Annotated in this window: 16 protein-coding genes; 13 read left to right on the top strand and 3 right to left on the bottom strand. The window is 60.7% G+C overall.

Annotated features, from left to right (window positions below; all coding sequences use genetic code 11):
- Positions 1-3: 3 nt before the first annotated feature.
- Genes ACIX9_RS07500 through ACIX9_RS07485 form a run of 4 tightly spaced genes read left to right on the top strand, consistent with a single transcriptional unit; the run spans position 4 to position 3,415 of the window.
- Complete coding sequence (locus ACIX9_RS07500; protein WP_013579876.1) at positions 4-726, top strand: cytochrome c oxidase subunit II; 723 nt, start codon at positions 4-6, stop codon at positions 724-726.
- Positions 723-2,402, top strand: coding sequence for a cytochrome c oxidase subunit I (locus ACIX9_RS07495; RefSeq protein WP_013579875.1), 1,680 nt, complete (start codon positions 723-725; stop codon positions 2,400-2,402). Before ACIX9_RS07500 ends, ACIX9_RS07495 begins: the two co-directional genes overlap by 4 nt.
- Before the next feature lie 48 nt (positions 2,403-2,450).
- Positions 2,451-3,221 (top strand): cytochrome c oxidase subunit 3, encoded by a 771-nt coding sequence (locus tag ACIX9_RS07490; RefSeq protein WP_013579874.1) that lies wholly within the window; start codon positions 2,451-2,453, stop codon positions 3,219-3,221.
- Entirely contained in the window at positions 3,218-3,415 is a 198-nt protein-coding gene (locus tag ACIX9_RS07485; RefSeq protein WP_013579873.1) for a hypothetical protein, read from the top strand. The genes ACIX9_RS07490 and ACIX9_RS07485 overlap by 4 nt, the downstream gene beginning before the upstream one ends.
- Here the strand turns inward: ACIX9_RS07485 and ACIX9_RS07480 are convergent.
- Both ACIX9_RS07480 and ACIX9_RS07475 read right to left on the bottom strand, forming a co-directional pair.
- A complete protein-coding gene (locus ACIX9_RS07480; protein WP_013579872.1) occupies positions 3,396-3,998 on the bottom strand; it encodes an NADPH-dependent FMN reductase in 603 nt (200 codons plus the stop codon). The two genes, ACIX9_RS07485 and ACIX9_RS07480, sit on opposite strands and share 20 nt — an antisense overlap.
- Before the next feature lie 313 nt (positions 3,999-4,311).
- Positions 4,312-6,276, bottom strand: coding sequence for a tRNA nucleotidyltransferase/poly(A) polymerase family protein (locus ACIX9_RS07475; protein WP_013579871.1), 1,965 nt, complete (start codon positions 6,274-6,276; stop codon positions 4,312-4,314).
- 256 nt (positions 6,277-6,532) lie between these two features.
- Between ACIX9_RS07475 and ACIX9_RS07470 the strand changes: the two genes are divergently transcribed.
- The 8 genes from ACIX9_RS07470 (at position 6,533) to ACIX9_RS07435 (ending at position 13,043) form a co-directional block, all read left to right on the top strand.
- Positions 6,533-6,958, top strand: coding sequence for a nuclear transport factor 2 family protein (locus ACIX9_RS07470; RefSeq protein WP_041597526.1), 426 nt, complete (start codon positions 6,533-6,535; stop codon positions 6,956-6,958).
- Between the two features lie 164 nt (positions 6,959-7,122).
- Positions 7,123-7,689, top strand: coding sequence for a DUF6982 domain-containing protein (locus ACIX9_RS07465; RefSeq protein WP_408609723.1), 567 nt, complete (start codon positions 7,123-7,125; stop codon positions 7,687-7,689).
- Between the two features lie 23 nt (positions 7,690-7,712).
- Positions 7,713-8,720, top strand: a complete 1,008-nt coding sequence (gene lpxD, locus ACIX9_RS07460; RefSeq protein ID WP_013579868.1) for a UDP-3-O-(3-hydroxymyristoyl)glucosamine N-acyltransferase — start codon at positions 7,713-7,715, stop codon at positions 8,718-8,720.
- 25 nt (positions 8,721-8,745) lie between these two features.
- The gene (locus ACIX9_RS07455; RefSeq protein WP_013579867.1) at positions 8,746-9,096 is read left to right on the top strand and encodes a hypothetical protein; all 351 of its coding nucleotides are present in this window, start codon (positions 8,746-8,748) and stop codon (positions 9,094-9,096) included.
- Between the two features lie 113 nt (positions 9,097-9,209).
- A complete protein-coding gene (tmk, locus tag ACIX9_RS07450; RefSeq protein WP_013579866.1) occupies positions 9,210-9,872 on the top strand; it encodes a dTMP kinase in 663 nt (220 codons plus the stop codon).
- Positions 9,869-11,269 (top strand): cytochrome P450, encoded by a 1,401-nt coding sequence (locus tag ACIX9_RS07445; RefSeq protein ID WP_013579865.1) that lies wholly within the window; start codon positions 9,869-9,871, stop codon positions 11,267-11,269. Before tmk ends, ACIX9_RS07445 begins: the two co-directional genes overlap by 4 nt.
- The gene (gene pnuC, locus ACIX9_RS07440; protein ID WP_013579864.1) at positions 11,266-11,901 is read left to right on the top strand and encodes a nicotinamide riboside transporter PnuC; all 636 of its coding nucleotides are present in this window, start codon (positions 11,266-11,268) and stop codon (positions 11,899-11,901) included. The genes ACIX9_RS07445 and pnuC overlap by 4 nt, the downstream gene beginning before the upstream one ends.
- Positions 11,902-11,906: 5 nt before the next feature.
- Positions 11,907-13,043, top strand: a complete 1,137-nt coding sequence (locus ACIX9_RS07435; RefSeq protein ID WP_013579863.1) for a DNA polymerase III subunit — start codon at positions 11,907-11,909, stop codon at positions 13,041-13,043.
- A 209-nt stretch (positions 13,044-13,252) separates the two neighbouring features.
- On the opposite strand, the gene ACIX9_RS07430 is transcribed toward ACIX9_RS07435, so the two are convergent.
- Positions 13,253-14,302, bottom strand: a complete 1,050-nt coding sequence (locus tag ACIX9_RS07430) for an L-threonylcarbamoyladenylate synthase (RefSeq protein ID WP_013579862.1) — start codon at positions 14,300-14,302, stop codon at positions 13,253-13,255.
- A gap of 85 nt (positions 14,303-14,387) precedes the next feature.
- Between ACIX9_RS07430 and ACIX9_RS07425 the strand changes: the two genes are divergently transcribed.
- Positions 14,388-14,984, top strand: a complete 597-nt coding sequence (locus ACIX9_RS07425; protein ID WP_041597524.1) for a class IV adenylate cyclase — start codon at positions 14,388-14,390, stop codon at positions 14,982-14,984.
- Positions 14,985-15,026: the final 42 nt, after the last annotated feature.

Raw genomic sequence — 15,026 nt, 5'->3', positions numbered from 1 at the left:
CCGGTGTCCCCCGGCTGGTACCTCCCCCCCAACGCCTCCACCCAGGGTGCCCCCCTGGACAGCCACCTCTCACTCAATCTTTGGATCGCGGTGGCACTCCTCACGCTGGCTCACCTAATCCTCTTCGTCGGTCTGCTCCTCCGTCGCCGCGCTGAAGCCCGCTCCAGCAACCTGATCGAGTACATCCCGCTAACCGCGCTGGCGATCCTCTTCGCCTTCCTCACCCTCCGCGCCGAGCGCCTCTGGGCCGCCACCCGCTACGTCGGCGCGGCCCCTTCCGCCCTCCAGGTGGAAGCCACCGGCATGCAGTTCGCCTGGTACTTCCGTTACCCCGGCAAGGACTACGCCTTCGGCCGCACCCGGCCAGAGTTGGCCGAGCCCGGCAACGGCAACCCCCTGGGCCTGGACCCCACGGACCCCACCGCCAAGGACGACCTGGTCACCTCAGAGTTGGTACTACCCGCTGGCCGGGAGGTGGACCTGCACCTCCACGCCCAGGACGTCATCCACGGCTTCTCGGTTCCTGCCATGCGGGTGAAGCAGAACGCCGTCCCGGGCCAGTCCATCCACATCCACTTCACCCCCTCCGTACCCGGTACGTACGCCATCCTCTGCACCCAACTGTGCGGACTCGGCCACTACCGTATGACCGCCAACCTGAGAGTGTTGCCACCTGAAGAGTTTGCAGCATGGCTTCGTGCCAAAGAAGCGGCGGTGCAGCCATGAAGATCTTCCGCACCGACCATCGGACGATTGGCCTGTCCTATCTCGTTCTGGCCCTGATCGCGGTGGCGATCGGCACGTTTCTTTCCCTGCTGATGCGCGTCCATTTGGTCTGGCCTAACCGTGTTCTGCCGCTGTTTGGACCGATCAAGCCAGAAGACTATCTTGCGCTGGTAACGATCCACGGCACCCTGATGCTCTTCTTCGTTCTGACGACTGCACCCCAGGCTGGCTTTGGCAACCTCATTCTGCCGGCTCAGATCGGAGCACGAAGTATGGCCTTCCCACTGCTGAACGCACTGGGTTTCTGCTTCACGGCAACCGCTCTTCTAACTTTGCTTGCCTCATCGTTTGTTCAGGGCGGGGCCGCCATCTCCGGCTGGACTGCCTACCCGCCGCTTTCGGCTGTAGCGTCGGCCGGGCCTGGACAAGGGTTGGGCATGGATCTTTGGCTCGCCTCGATAGGCCTCTTCGGAATCGGCTCCATCTTCTCCTCGGTCAACACTCTGACGACCATCGTGACTCGACGTTGCGAGGGGATGACGTGGGAGCGGCTGCCACTGACCGTGTGGGCGTGGTTTACTGCCGCGATCCTCTCGGTTATCGCCTTCTCAGTCTTGCTTGCCGCCTTGACTTTACTGTTCATGGATCGTCATGCCGGCACCAGCTTCTTCCTGCCTGCAGGCGATCTGGTCAACGGTACCCTTCATCGCTCAGGCAACGGGTCGCCGCTGCTGTGGCTTCACCTGTTCTGGTTCTTTGGGCACCCGGAGGTCTACATCGCCATCCTTCCCGGGATGGGATTGACCTCGATGCTACTGGCGAACTTTAGTCGGCGGCGGGTCTTTGCCTACCGAACCATGATCACAACCACCCTGCTGATCGGGTTTCTGGGGATTCTTGTCTGGGGGCATCACATGTTTGTGGCCGGGTTGAACCCCTTCGCCGGAACCGCTTTCTCCATCTCAACAATGGCGATTGCCCTGCCTTCAGCGGCGAAGGTGTTGAGTTGGCTGGCCACAACTTGGCAATCCCGTCCGAACTATTCGACGCCAATGCTGTTTTCGCTTGGCTTTGTCTCTTTATTCATTGCCGGTGGGTTGACTGGTCCGATCCTTGCCCAACCGATTCTCGATCAGTATCTGCACAACACATATTTTGTCGTCGCGCACTTCCACCTGATCATGGCGATGGCGGGCATCTTCGGACTCTTCGCCGCAACTTACTATTGGTTTCCCTTGGTCTGTGGACGCTTGATGAACGAACGTCTCGGGCGCTGGCACTTCTGGCTGACGCTTGTGGGGGCGTATGCCACCTTTCTGCCGATGCATCTCGCCGGGCTCATGGGAAATCCCCGCCATTACTCCCAACTAAACGGGATTCAGAACGCCGCAACCACGCTTCTGGCGCGGGCTATGCCGATCCAGAAGCACGTGACCTACGCGGCCGTCTTCCTGATTGCGTCACAGCTGATCTTCCTCTTCAACCTGGCGCGCAGCCTGCGCTGCGGGGCTCCGGCACCGGAGAATCCATGGGGCGCGACCACGCTTGAATGGATTCCCGCTAGTCTTGCATCCAATGCACAAATCTCCGTCCACTGTGGGCCTTGCGAGTATGATGAGCGCGTTGGGAGTCAGAGCTTCCAACCTCAGTGGGCCGAAGCGGCGAAAGCGGAGTAAGCTTTTTACAGGATCGTTCCCACCGAGCGCAAAGTTCAGGAGTCTCCCATGCCAGCAGTCATCACTCCCAACGAAATCGAACGCAAACGGCGGGATCTCGAAGATGGCGACCATGGCGGGGGGCGCCGGCCACCTACGGACAAGCGCACAGGGGGTGGCGGGGACCCGGATAACTGGAACGACCGGCGACGCGGGCGACGGAGTCCAAGGGAGCGACTTGATCGTTACCGGCTTGGGCTGTTCTTCGCGCTTTCGGCCGTCTTCATGTTCTTCGTGGCGATTGTCAGCGTCTTCTTCGTGTCACAAGGCTCAGGACACTTCGACGCAAACGCTCGGTTTATCAATGAGTGGCTGCCTACGGCCATCCCCCCCCTCCTCTGGCTGAATACGCTGGTGCTGGTGCTTAGCTCCATTACCGTGGAGGTGGCCCGGCGGCATATGTTCCGGGAGATGGATGTGATGGATGAGTGGCTGGGGTTGGGAAAGCCTACCTCGCGGCGGGCCATGCCGTGGCTTGTGGCCACCGTCGTATTGGGGTGTGTGTTTCTGGTGGGTCAGGTTGTGGCCTGGCGGCAGCTTGGGGCGGAGCATGTGTTCTATAACTCGAACCCGAGCAGCCACTCGTTTTTTCTGATTACGGGGATTCATGGGTTCCACCTGGTGGTGGGGGTGTTGGCGCTGTTTGCGGCGCTGCTGGGGCTGGGGTTATCTAAGGTGGTTGAGAACCGGCAGATCATGGTGGACTGTGCGGCCTGGTATTGGCACTCGATGGGAATCTTGTGGCTCGGCCTGTTTGCGCTGCTTGCGCTGTTCCAGTGATTCGGTTTTTTGTGGTGCTGATGCTGATGTGCCCCCCCGTGCTTTATGGGCAGGGGTGTAGTCAGTGCCGGGAGGCGGTGGGGCAGACCCCGGCGCGGACGCAGGTTGCGTATCGCCGGGGGATTACGTTCATGATGCTGGCCGGGGCGGGGGTGTTCGCCGGGGCGGTGTTGGCTATGCGGCGGTTCCGGTAGGGGTACCGCGCTTGCGCTCTGCCGCGAGGGCTCTCATATACCACTCAAACTCGTCGAAGAACTTGCCGGATTTTTCGGCCAGCTGCTGGGTGAGGGGTACCCCCTCCGCGCTCAGGGCGTCTCCGGCAGCGGGGACGGGCTGGAGGGTGGGGATAGAGCCCATGCCGACCTCCGCCAGGAGCGAGCGGAGTTGGACGGCGGCGCGGACGCCTCCAAACGGAGTGGCGGAGTAGCAGACGATAGCGGAGGGGCGGTAGAAGTACTCCTCCAGGAAGTAGTCGATGAGGTTGACGAGCGCGGGCGGGGCGCTGTGGTTGTACTCGGCGGTGACGATGGCGAAGCCGTCGGCACGCTGGTAGAGCTCGGCTAGGGGCTGGAGCTTGGCTTTGAGTTCGGCGTGCTCACTACCCTTCTCGTTTTTGACTTCCTTCCACATGCGGTCGAGGAGTGGGAGTTTGAGGGTCATGGGATCGACGAGGACAGCCTCGTGCCCGCGTGACTCGAGCTCTGCGATGACCCACTTTGCGACGCGCTCACCGACCCTGTCTGACCGGACTGAACCTAGAAGAACTGCTACGACCATCTGTTCACCTCAGTCCGCTTGGATGCAGGATGCGGGAGGATCGTTTTCGTTCCAGGAGGTACCCCCCCTTCCCCCTGTTTTGATTCAAAGTATTCAAAAAATGAGAGTTAGGTCCAGACATCAAAAAATTGGTCTCATATTGATCCAACAGAAAAGCCCCGACCGGTTGGGTCGAGGCTTTTTCTCTTCTGCTTCTATTATAGCATTTTCAGCGACCTAATACCCCAACTCTATTTCCTTTGGAATGTAGGACTTAACCCTTTTTGGGGCTTGACACGCGAATTTGGCCCGAAATCTGCGAAAAATAATTTATCTAGCGCTTTTTGCCAGCTTTTATGGGTGTTTTTTTGGCTGGAGCTTTGACCGCTTTGGCCGGAACTTTTTTGACTGGGGCCGACTTTTTGGCTGGTACTGACTTCTTTGCGGGAGGGGCGGCTTTTTTGGGTGTCGCCTTTTTGACGACGGACTGCTTGGCGGGAACGGCCTTTTTGGGTGCAGGCTTGGCGACCGCCTTCACCGCCTTGACCGCCCTGGCGGGCGGGGCGGTCTTGGTTGCGAGTTTCACGGGAGCCTTGACTGGGGTTTTGGCGGCGGTCTTCAAGGCTGTTTTCAAGGCGGTTTTGAGTGCAGCTTTTTTCGCCGGCGGCGGCGGTGCGGGCTTCGACTTCACCGCAGCCACGTTGACCGGAGGAGGAGGAGCCTGCTTTTTGGCGGGGGTTGGAGGGGCGGCTTTGGCGGCTTTAGCCGGTGCCTTCACGGGCGCTGGCTCGTCGGCATCCATGTCCTCGTCGTCATCGCTGTCGGAGTCAGAGCCGGAGTCGTCATCGCTATCCGGGTCTGCGTCCGGCGTGGGATCGTCGTCGTCGTCCGAGTCGGTTACCCGAGCGATTGCGGGCAGATCGAGATCTTCATCCTCCGCGTCATCGACGACCTTGACCTTCTTGGCACGGCCCTTGGGCGCCTTGGCGGCCTTGAGGCGGCGGGTGCTGACGGGCGGCGGAGGTGCGGGGGGCGAGTAAGGCTCGAGGAAGGCCTTCATCTCCTCCGGCGTCTGCAGATGGCCGTCCATGAGCTCGAAGAAGAGCTTTTCCAGGAGTTCCTCATAGATGGGGAGCTCCTTGACGATGCGCATCTCCTGCATGAGCGTGTAAGGGATCTTCTGGCGAACCTGGGGCCATTCGGTGTAAAAGCTCTTGAACTTGGCCTGGAGCTGGCCGCTTTTGGTGGAGAAGGCGGTCCAGAGAACGGACTCAGCAGGAGCCGCGGAGATCATCTTCCAGGAGGTGGAGGGCAGAACGGCGAGCTTGCTGCCAAGCTGTGTGGCGAACTCCTTCGACTCGGCTTCGAGCGCTTCAATCTCGGTGACGAAACCCTTGCGCGGGAAGCTGGCCTTGAGGGTTTCGAGTTCCTTGGGCGTCAGCTTGGCGGTGAGCAAGGGGAAGTTGGCCGCGGCAGGATCAGGGTGGATGCCCTGCATCTGGAGCTGGGTCTGGGTCTCGCGCAGACGTTCCAGCTCTGCGACGTTGACCTTTGCGGCGGTCCAGTAGGGTGCGAGGTGCTTCATCCAGCCTTCGGCTTCAAGACGATTCAGGACGCGGAGCGGATCTTCCTCGTGGACGATCTCTTCCGTCTCATAGCCGCGCGGGAAGTCAGTGAGGGCGGAGATGTAGCCTTCCTGCTGGCCGGTCTCATAACGGGACTGGGTCTTTTCATCCATGGTCCAACCGAGACGTGCCATGTAACGTGCGGCGCGGACCATGCGGATGGGGTCCTCAATGAAGCCGTAGTTGCTGACCAGGCGGAGCTGCCGGTTTTCGATGTCGGCGACGCCGTTGAGCGGGTCCATGAGGAGGCCGTAGGAGCCGTCATTGAGCGACAAAGCCATAGCGTTGGCGGTGAAGTCGCGGCGGCGCAGGTCTTCCAGGATGGTGGCGGGCTTGTGGACGGGTTTTCCGGGTTTGGGAAAGGTGACCGAGAGGGTGCTCCCGATCTCCATGCGAACGCTGCCTGGAAAACGGACGAAGAGGGCTTGTCCGAGGTCGGACTGGCCGACGATGGTTCCACCGGCTTTCTCTATGTCTTTGTTGAGCTTGAGGGCGTTCCCCTGAACGACTACATCCAGATCACGAACGGGGGAGCCACTGGTCAGGTCGCGTACAGCGCCCCCGACGAGGAACAGGGTGAGGCTCTTCGCTTTGGCGAGCTCGCGAACGGCAAGCAAGGCTGCTCGCTGAGCTGCGGACAGACGATTTTCGAGCAGGTAGATATAGTCGGCCATACCTCGACGTACGCTCCAGGAGCCGAGCTCTCGATCGCCGTAACCCGAGGGAAATGATACACTTACAGCGATTCAAGCAGTCCGGCGCAAAGCCCAAATGTAACACAGAAGTGTCATTCTGGCCAGCTTTTTTGCACCTTTTTTGCAGCGTGCGGGGCTGGGTGTGCGAGAATGCCGCCGGGATCAATGGGGCAGTTCCTGAGACCGTTGCACAGATGTTGGTTTGCGCACGGCTCAGCCTGCCTATAATTCTGTGGTGGAAAAGAATCCGGTCTTCACGTATACCGAGCCTGAACTACTGCCGATCCTTGAGGAGCTTCGCCGGCGTGAGCCGATCTTTCATTCGCCAGAGTTCGGGACCTCCGTGGCGGATTTCGAACGATCTACGGCGACTGACTACTGGGAGGTAGGGGCGTCAGGCCGACGGTACAGCCGCGATTTCATTCTGCAAGACCTTTATGGCCAACCTCCGGTCTTTGCGGATTCCTTGGGCTGGAAAAGCTGGGACTACGCCCTCCGCCGGCTTGGCCCTGACACTTACCTCATCACCTATGTGCTTCTGCAGGGAGATCGTCTTACCCGCCGAGCCACAATCTGGCAGAGTGTCCGAGATGGCTGGCGCATTCTCTACCACCAGGGGACTGTCGTCTTAGCTGAAGAGGACGATGTGGTGCCTGCGTAAGACAAGTTCTTGGCGTACGATTTTTGTTTGGTGTGGTGCCCCTAAAGCAGTTAGGGCAAATGCAAAGGCAAATACGGAGGTTCTGAGCGTCGCTCAGAATGACGGTTTTTTGCGATGATGGCTTCTTTGCGATGACGGCTTGATAAGAATGACGACTTTATGGAATGACGGCTTTACAACTTATGGCTAGTTCACGCAAGAAGGTTCTTGTCCGGATGCTCGATCAAACGATCCACGCGGGGTATCTTCCGCTGATGGGGATCGTGAGCGGCATGGAGACCGGTCTGCCTGTGATTGAACTGCTGGACCTATCCGGGAGGCTGGAGACGCTGGCGCTGGACGAGGTGAGGCATGTGGCTTACGTGCGCGACTTCAACCTGGATAATGCCGTGGACCCGGAGAACCTGGTTCGGCGGACGTTTCTGGCTCGGCCACGAACGGAGGGGCTTTGGGTGCGGATTCAGTTTGCCGGGGGCGATGTGCTGGAGGGGTTGGCGGCGCTGGATATTGGGCTGGCGGATGGGTTGCTGGAGGATCGGGGGGTGTATCTGATTCCGCCGGATATAAGGTCCAATACGCAACGGCTGTTTGTGCCCAGGGCTGCGATGACGCAGTTGCAGGTGCTGGGGGTGGTGACGACGCCTTCGAAGCCTGCCCGAGTGGTGAAGGTGGCTGCGGAGTCGATACAGGACGATCTGTTCCCTGCTCTATCGTCTGATTCCGAGGGCTGAGTAGAGTCCACTACAATTTCTGCATGAAGCTTTCTGAGTTGGCTGCAAGCCTGGGCGCTACGTTGCAGGGCGGTGATGGCGAGACCGAGATTACAGGGATCGCCGGGATTGAACAGGCGGGTGCGGGGCAGATTACGTTTGTGGCGAACCAGCGGTACGCGGGGCTGGCGAGGACGACGAAGGCTTCGGCGATTCTGGTTGAGCCGGGGTTTCCTGAGGTTTCGGCGGCTACGCTCAGGCTTAAGGACCCTTATCTTGCGTTTGCGAAGGCGATTGAGCTGTTCTATCAGGCTCCGATTTATGCGGCTTCGATCCATCCTACGGCTGTGATTGCGGCGACCGCGACGATTGGGGCGAGGGCGCATATTGGGGCGTATGTGGTGGTTGAGGATGGGGTGGTGATCGGGGAGGATGCGGTGCTGCATCCGCATGTGGTGGTGTATCCGCATGTGATTATTGGGGACCGATTTACCGCTCATGCTCATGCGATCATCCGGGAGCATTGCCGGGTGGGGGATGACGTGATCTTGCAGAATGGCGTGGTGATTGGCGCGGATGGGTTTGGGTTTGCGCGGAAGCCGAAGGAGGCGGGCGAGCCGGGGTGGTACAAGATTGTGCAGTCGGGGCCGACGGTGATCGAGAGCGATGTGGAGGTGCAGGCGAATGCGTGCGTGGACCGGGCTTCGATTGGGGAGACGAGGGTGATGCGGGGGGCTAAGATCGATAACCTGGTGCAGGTGGGGCATGGGTCGACCGTGGGGGAGAACTCGCTACTTTGTGCTCAGGTGGGGTTGGCTGGGTCGACCGTGATTGGGAAGAATGTGGTGCTGGCGGGGCAGGTTGGGGTTGCGGGGCACTGCACGGTGGGGGATGGGGCGATCGCTACGGCGCAGAGTGGGATTCCGAACGATGTGGCGGCGGGTAAGGTGGTGAGTGGGTATCCGGCGGTGGATAATCGGCAATGGTTGCGGAGTGTGGCTATGTTTAATCGGCTGCCGGAGTTGATGCGGGGGCTCCGGGGGAAGAGCTGATTTGGTGCGCTGGTATCCTTGGGGGATGCGGCTTCTTCGGTTGATCGGTTGTGGTTTGGGGTTGGGGCTGGTTGGGTGTCACTCGGCTTATGTGGATGCGACGCTGGTGAATGGGACGGATAAGCCGCTCAGCCTGGTGGAGTTGGACTATCCGAGTGCGAGCTTTGGGACGCAGACGCTGGCGCCGGGGGGGACGTTTCACTATCGGTTCAAGGTGTTGGGGAGTGGGGCGCTGAAGCTGATCTATACGGATACGAAAGAGAAGGAGATCGATGTCAAGGGCCCTGAGCTGCATGAGGGGGATGAGGGTTCGCTGACCGTGACTGTTGGGGCGGCGGGGACGAGCTGGGATGAGAAGTTGAAGAATCGGAAGTAGTGGGTGTGGGGGACAAACAAAGCAGGAATAGATAACCGCAAGGGCAAAGGCACTACTGAGGTTCTTCGCTTCGCTCAGAATGACGCGGTGTTTGGTGGGCTAGACTTAGGGCTATGGGGCGTGGCTTTTTTATTACTTTTGAAGGGCTGGACGGGTCTGGGAAGACTACGCAGCTGAAGCTGCTGGCGGCGGCGCTGACGGCTGAGGGTAGGACTGTCGTGAGCTTGCGGCAGCCGGGGGGGACGGCGCTGGGGGACCGGATTCGGGGGGTGCTACTGGATTCGAGGAGCGAGGCGGCGCTGGGGACGATTGCGCCGCTGGCGGAGCTGGCGTTGATGTTTGCGGATCGGGCGCAGGCGATTGCGGAGGTGATTCGGCCGGCGCTCGGGGCGGGGGCGGTAGTGCTTTGTGACCGGTATACGGATTCATCCGAGGCTTATCAGGGGGCGGGGCGGGAGCTGGGGAGTGAACGGGTGCTCGCATTGCATGAGACGGTTTGTGAGGGCTTGTGGCCGGAGCTGACGGTGCTGCTGCTGCCGAGTTTGGAGGCTTCGCTGAGGCGTGCGAGGCGGCGGAATACGAGGCATGTGAAGGAGCATGGGACGGATGAGAATCGGTTTGAGCGCGAGGGGGATGCGTTCTATGGGCGGATTCATGAGGCCTATGAACGGATTGCGGAGCGGGAGCCGGGGCGGGTGGTCGCGGTGCGGGATGATGCGCCGGTTGAGGCGATTGCGGGGAAGGTCTGGGAGATCGTAGCGGGGCGGCTGCGATGAAGGGCGAATGGCGGATGCCTCCGGGGCTGAAGCGAAGCTTGCCGTTCTATGCGCATAAGCCTTGGGTGAAGCTGGGCAGCCCGATTTTGTTGTTTGAGTATCTGCATGAAACGTACGGGAATATTGCGCATTACCAGTTCATGGGGACGCCGATCGTGTTCGTCAATGAGCCGGAGTATATCCGCGAGATTCTGGTGAATCAGGCGGGAAGCTTTGTGAAGGAGCGCACGGTCAAGCGGATGAAGATTCTGCTGGGCGAGGGGCTGATCACGTCGGAGGAGCCGTTTCATATGCGGCAGCGGCGGATTGCGGCGCCGGCGTTTCATCGGCAGCGGATCAATGCGTATGCGGATCAGATTGTGGCTTCGGCGGTGACGGCTCGGGAGAGGATTGTTGCGGGGGAGCGGTTCGATATTGCTACGGCGAGCATGGGACTGTCGCTGGAGATTGTGGCTCGGACGCTGTTCGATACGCAGGTGGATGACGACATCCGGCGGATCAACGATGAGGTGAACACGATCATGGATCTGTACAACTTCATCGTGGCGTTCCCGCGGATCGAGATGTTTCTGAAGCTGCCGATTCCAGGGATTACGCGGTTCAGGGGGGCCAAGGCGAGGCTGGATGCGGTGGTGGATCGGCTGATCGAGCAACGGCGGAAGACGGTGGAGACGGAGGCTGACCGGGGGGATCTGCTTTCGATGTTGCTGACGAGCCAGGATGAGCTGCTGGATGCGGATGGCAAGCCAACGGGTGAGTTTGTGCAGATGTCGGACGCGCAGGTGCGGGATGAGGTGCTGACGATCTTCCTGGCGGGCTATGAGACGGTGGCGAATGGGCTGACGTGGACGTGGTATCTGCTGAGCCAGAATCCTGAGGTTGAGGCGAAATTGCATGAGGAGCTGGACCGGGTGCTGGGGGTTGGGGACGCTCGGAGGTTGCCGGTGCTGGGGGACTATGCGGCGCTGCGGTATACGGAGATGGTGTTTGCGGAGTCGATGCGGCTCTATCCACCGGCGTGGGCGATGGGGCGGATGAGTACGAAGGCGGTTGAGCTGGGGCCGTACAGGATTCCGCCGGGGGCGCACTTCTTCTTCAGCCAGTACATGATGAGCCGGACGGAGGAGCATTATCCCGATCCGCTGCGGTTCGATCCGGAGCGGTTCACGGCTGAGGCGAAGGCGGCGCGGGCGAAGTTTACTTACTTCCCTTTTGGGGGCGGATCGCGGCAGTGTATTGGGGAGTCGTTCGCGTGGATGGAAGGGGTGTTTTCGATCGCGACGCTGGCGCAGTGCTGGCGGTTGCGGTATGCGGATGCGACGCCCCCGGAGGTGCAGGCGAAGATTACGCTGAGGCCGCGTGATGCGCTGCATATGGTTGGGGAGCGGCGGGTTTGAGCGCGGACGTGTTGGGCGGTCATTTCCTAAACGCTCTAAGGGCGGAGATCTTTACGAGTCCGCTGGAGAGCGTGGCAACGCTGCTGGGGATTGCGAATATCACGCTGTTGATCCGGCGGAGCATCTGGAACTATCCGGTTGGGATCTGCATGGTTTCGATCTATGCGTATGTGTTCTTTGGGGCGAAGCTGTACTCCGATGTGTTGCTGCAGGTGTTCTTTTTTGTAGTGCAGATTGTGGGCTGGGTAGCGTGGCTCCGGCACCAGGAGCCGGATGGCGAGGTGATCGTCGAGACCTCACGCGCGAGAGATCTGGTGCTGGCTTTGCTGGCTACGGGGCTGGGTGCGGCGCTGCTGGGGTATGCGATGGGGCGGTGGGCTCATGCGGCGTTTCCGTACTGGGATGCGACGGTGGCTTCGGCGAGTGTGATTGCGCAGCTTCTGCTGACTTGGCGGCGGGTTGAGAACTGGGTCTGGTGGATTGGGTCGAACGTGATCTCAATTGTGATCTATGCGCGGAAGGGGTTGTTCCTGACCTCCGGGCTCTATGCGTTCTTTCTGGCGATGGCGGTGATCGGGCTGGTGAGCTGGTTGAAGAGCCTGCGGCGGCAGCGGCTTTATACTCAGAGCTGAGGCCTATGACTTCCTTCCCTGCTACGTTCCCGGCTACATTTACGGACTTTCTGGGTAACTCGCATGCCATTGAAGGGCTGCGGACGGCGATTGCTGCCGGGCGTCTGCCTCACTCGCTGATCCTTGCTGGGCCGCAGGGCGCGGGCAAGTACACGCTGGCGTTGATGCTGGCGATGGCGGTGGAGTGTGAGCGGCAGCCGCGGGAGCTTTGGTCTACGGGGCAATCGCTGGCGAGCTACTGCGGGGTTTGTGCGAACTGTACGCGGATTGCGTCCGCGGCTGATCTGCAGGTTCTGGTGGACAATGCGGTGGCGGCTCGTGAGGATCTGCGGGAGACCGATAAGAAAGAGACCCGGGTGCTGATTCAGCAGCATCCGGATGTGCTGATCGTTCCGCCCGATCCGCCGCAGTTGCTGATCAAGCTGGGGCAGGTGCGGACGGTGATTCAGCGGGCGCAGTATCTGCCTTCTGAAGGGCCGCGCAAGCTGTTTATCTTTACGGCTTCAAACTTTATGAAGGAGGCGGCGAACTCGCTGCTGAAGCTGCTGGAGGAGCCGCCGGACTACGCGCACCTGATCCTGTGCGTGGAGAATATTGGGGAGTTGTTGCCTACGATCCGGTCGCGGTGCGCGGTGGTGAGGCTGGGCGCGCTGCCGATCGAAGAGTTGGAGATGCTGCTGGCGGATCGTCGTCCGGAGTGGCAGCCGAAGCACCGGACGTTGGTGGCAAGGCTGGCGCAGGGGGCGGCTGGTAAGGCGCTGGGGTTCGATCTGGAGGGGTTTACGGCTGCTCGTGCGGATGCTCTGGTGATGCTGCGGGGGGCTGGGGACGATCATTCTGCGTTGTTCAAGATGACCGAGACTTACCGTGCCGGGGCGGACGGGCAGGTGAAGACGTCCATGCTGCTGCGGACGATGGGGTTGCTGCTCGAGGACCTGATGCTGCTGCAGGCGGGGACGCCGGAGCTTGTGCGGAATGTGGATATGCGCGGGGAGCTGGAGCGGATGGCGGCGGCGGTGACGTTTGGGTGGATTGAGGGGGCTTCGCGTGGGCTCGACCAGGTAACGAGCGGGATGCGGCGGAATCTGCTGCGGAATCTTTCGCTGGATGCGTTTGCGGAGCAATTGGCGAATCAGGGGTGAGGGTGTGCCCGGGTGAGGAGAGCTACACTGTCCAGTTTTGAGTTGTCAGTTCTCAGTTGTCAGTAAAGGCCTGGGCTGTGGTGAGTGTTGAGGCGAGGGTTTTCTTCCAGCTTCCAGCTATGAGCCGTGAGCTGCCAGCTTCAGGCTGTGGCGCGTGTAAGAACTGCGAGTTTCTAAGAGTTTAGAGCTGTAAGTTGTAAGCCGTAAGTTTAAGGCTTGGCGGCTTTTTGGAGGCGGTCGCGGATGGCTGCGCCCATGCCTTCGGGGGATGGTAGGGGGCAGATGATGTGGGTGACGTGCTCATCGTCCAGGGCTCTCAGGCCGGAGAAGAGGCGATGAGCCAGGGTTTCCTTGTCGGACCAGGAGCCCCAGCGGAAGATGGACGCGTGTTCCGGGGCGGGCCAGTTGTCCGGGAGCATGAGGCCAAGCTTGTCGTCCACCTGACGGAGGTTTTCGATGAAGAGATCCCAGTTGGCGGCACAGTCTTCGGGGGAGTCAATCAGAAGGACGCGGGCTTTGGGGGCGTAGTGGCGGATGCCTACGCCGGGTGATGGCAGACTCTCGATTGGGGATGAACGCTCTGGCGGGATGTGAAGGTGTGCAGTTCCCTGTCCGAGGAGGTTGTTCAGCATGTCCAGGGTGACGGCTCCGGGGCGGTAGACGATGAGGCCGTCCGGGGTGATCTCGGCTACGGTGGATTCGAGGCCTACGGTGGTGGGGCCTCCGTCGAGGATGGCGTCGATTCGTCCGTCCAGATCAGCGAGGACATGGGCTGCGGTGGTGGGGCTGGTGTGACTGAAGGTATTGGCGCTGGGGGCGGCGATGGGGAGACCGGTCTGGCGGATGAGCTCTAGGGCGACCGGGTGGGCGGGCATGCGGACGCCGACCAGCGGGCGGGAGGCGGTGACGGCATCCGGGATCGCTTGGGTGCGGGGGAGCAGGAGGGTGAGGGGGCCGGGCCAGAAGGCGTCGATGAGGCGTGCGGCGGTTCCCTGCTGGTCTAGTGTGGCGATCTCCGCGAGCATCTGCTGATTGGCGATGTGGACGATGAGGGGGTCCCAGGAGGGGCGCTGTTTGGCTTCGAAGATTTTGGCAACGGCTGTGGGGTCGAGGGCGTTGGCACCCAGACCGTAGACGGTTTCGGTGGGGAAGGCTACGGTGCCGCCGGCGCGGAGGATGGCGGCGGCGCGGAGGATGGCGGCCGGGTTGCGGGCGTCGAGGCGTTCGGTTTGGAACACGGGCTGTGCTGTTTCGGGCAATTGGTTCCTCAAATCCACAGGTTCAAGGATATAACCCTCGTGGGGGAGTGACTTAATGGCGGACGCGAGCCTTATACTTCAGATCATGCAGAGCGCTGAGATTGAGCTCAAGCTTCCCGTCGATGATCTACAAGCACTGCACGACAAACTGGACGAGCTCGGCTTTCAGGTGGATACGCCGAGAACGTTTGAACAGAACACTTTATACGACACTCCGGATCGATCTCTGAAGGCTGGCGGCCAGTTGCTGCGGGTGCGGCAGTACGGGGATAAGTTCGTGGTGACGCATAAACGGCACCCGGACGATGAAGAGCCGGACTCCTTTTACAAGGTTCGGATTGAGACGGAGTCCGAAGTAGCCGATGGGCCGGCGCTGGCGGAGATCTTTACGCGCATTGGGTATGGGCCTACGTTCCGGTATGAGAAGTACAGGACGGAGTACTCGCACCGCGATGCGCCGGGGGCGCACCTGGTGGTGGACGAGACGCCGATCGGCAACTATGCGGAGCTGGAAGGGCCTACGGGTTGGATCGACCGGACGCTGAACGCGCTGGGGGTTGACCCGGGAGTCTGCCTGACGGAGAGCTATGGGAAGCTGTTCCTGGCGTGGAAGAAGAGGACGGGGAGTCCGGTGGAGAACCTTACGTTTGCGGAGATTGCTCCTGTGCTGGTGGGGGCCTAAAGCAGGGCGTAACGCGGATAACAGGAATCAGGACGGATAAGA

The sequence above is a fragment of the Granulicella tundricola MP5ACTX9 genome, assembly GCF_000178975.2.
Lineage (GTDB): Bacteria > Acidobacteriota > Terriglobia > Terriglobales > Acidobacteriaceae > Edaphobacter > Edaphobacter tundricola.
This window is presented reverse-complemented; position numbering and strand designations above follow the sequence as displayed.

Bases quoted from the DNA above. Each gene is read 5' to 3' on its own strand.
- ACIX9_RS07495 (WP_013579875.1), top strand. From the start codon at position 723: ATGAAGATCTTCCGCACCGACCATCGGACGATTGGCCTGTCCTATCTC.
- ACIX9_RS07490 (WP_013579874.1), top strand. From the start codon at position 2,451: ATGCCAGCAGTCATCACTCCCAACGAAATCGAACGCAAACGGCGGGAT.
- ACIX9_RS07480 (WP_013579872.1), bottom strand. From the start codon at position 3,998: ATGGTCGTAGCAGTTCTTCTAGGTTCAGTCCGGTCAGACAGGGTCGGT.
- ACIX9_RS07475 (WP_013579871.1), bottom strand. From the start codon at position 6,276: ATGGCCGACTATATCTACCTGCTCGAAAATCGTCTGTCCGCAGCTCAG.
- ACIX9_RS07465 (WP_408609723.1), top strand. From the start codon at position 7,123: ATGACGGCTTTACAACTTATGGCTAGTTCACGCAAGAAGGTTCTTGTC.
- lpxD (WP_013579868.1), top strand. From the start codon at position 7,713: ATGAAGCTTTCTGAGTTGGCTGCAAGCCTGGGCGCTACGTTGCAGGGC.
- ACIX9_RS07455 (WP_013579867.1), top strand. From the start codon at position 8,746: ATGCGGCTTCTTCGGTTGATCGGTTGTGGTTTGGGGTTGGGGCTGGTT.
- tmk (WP_013579866.1), top strand. From the start codon at position 9,210: ATGGGGCGTGGCTTTTTTATTACTTTTGAAGGGCTGGACGGGTCTGGG.
- ACIX9_RS07445 (WP_013579865.1), top strand. From the start codon at position 9,869: ATGAAGGGCGAATGGCGGATGCCTCCGGGGCTGAAGCGAAGCTTGCCG.
- ACIX9_RS07435 (WP_013579863.1), top strand. From the start codon at position 11,907: ATGACTTCCTTCCCTGCTACGTTCCCGGCTACATTTACGGACTTTCTG.
- ACIX9_RS07425 (WP_041597524.1), top strand. From the start codon at position 14,388: ATGCAGAGCGCTGAGATTGAGCTCAAGCTTCCCGTCGATGATCTACAA.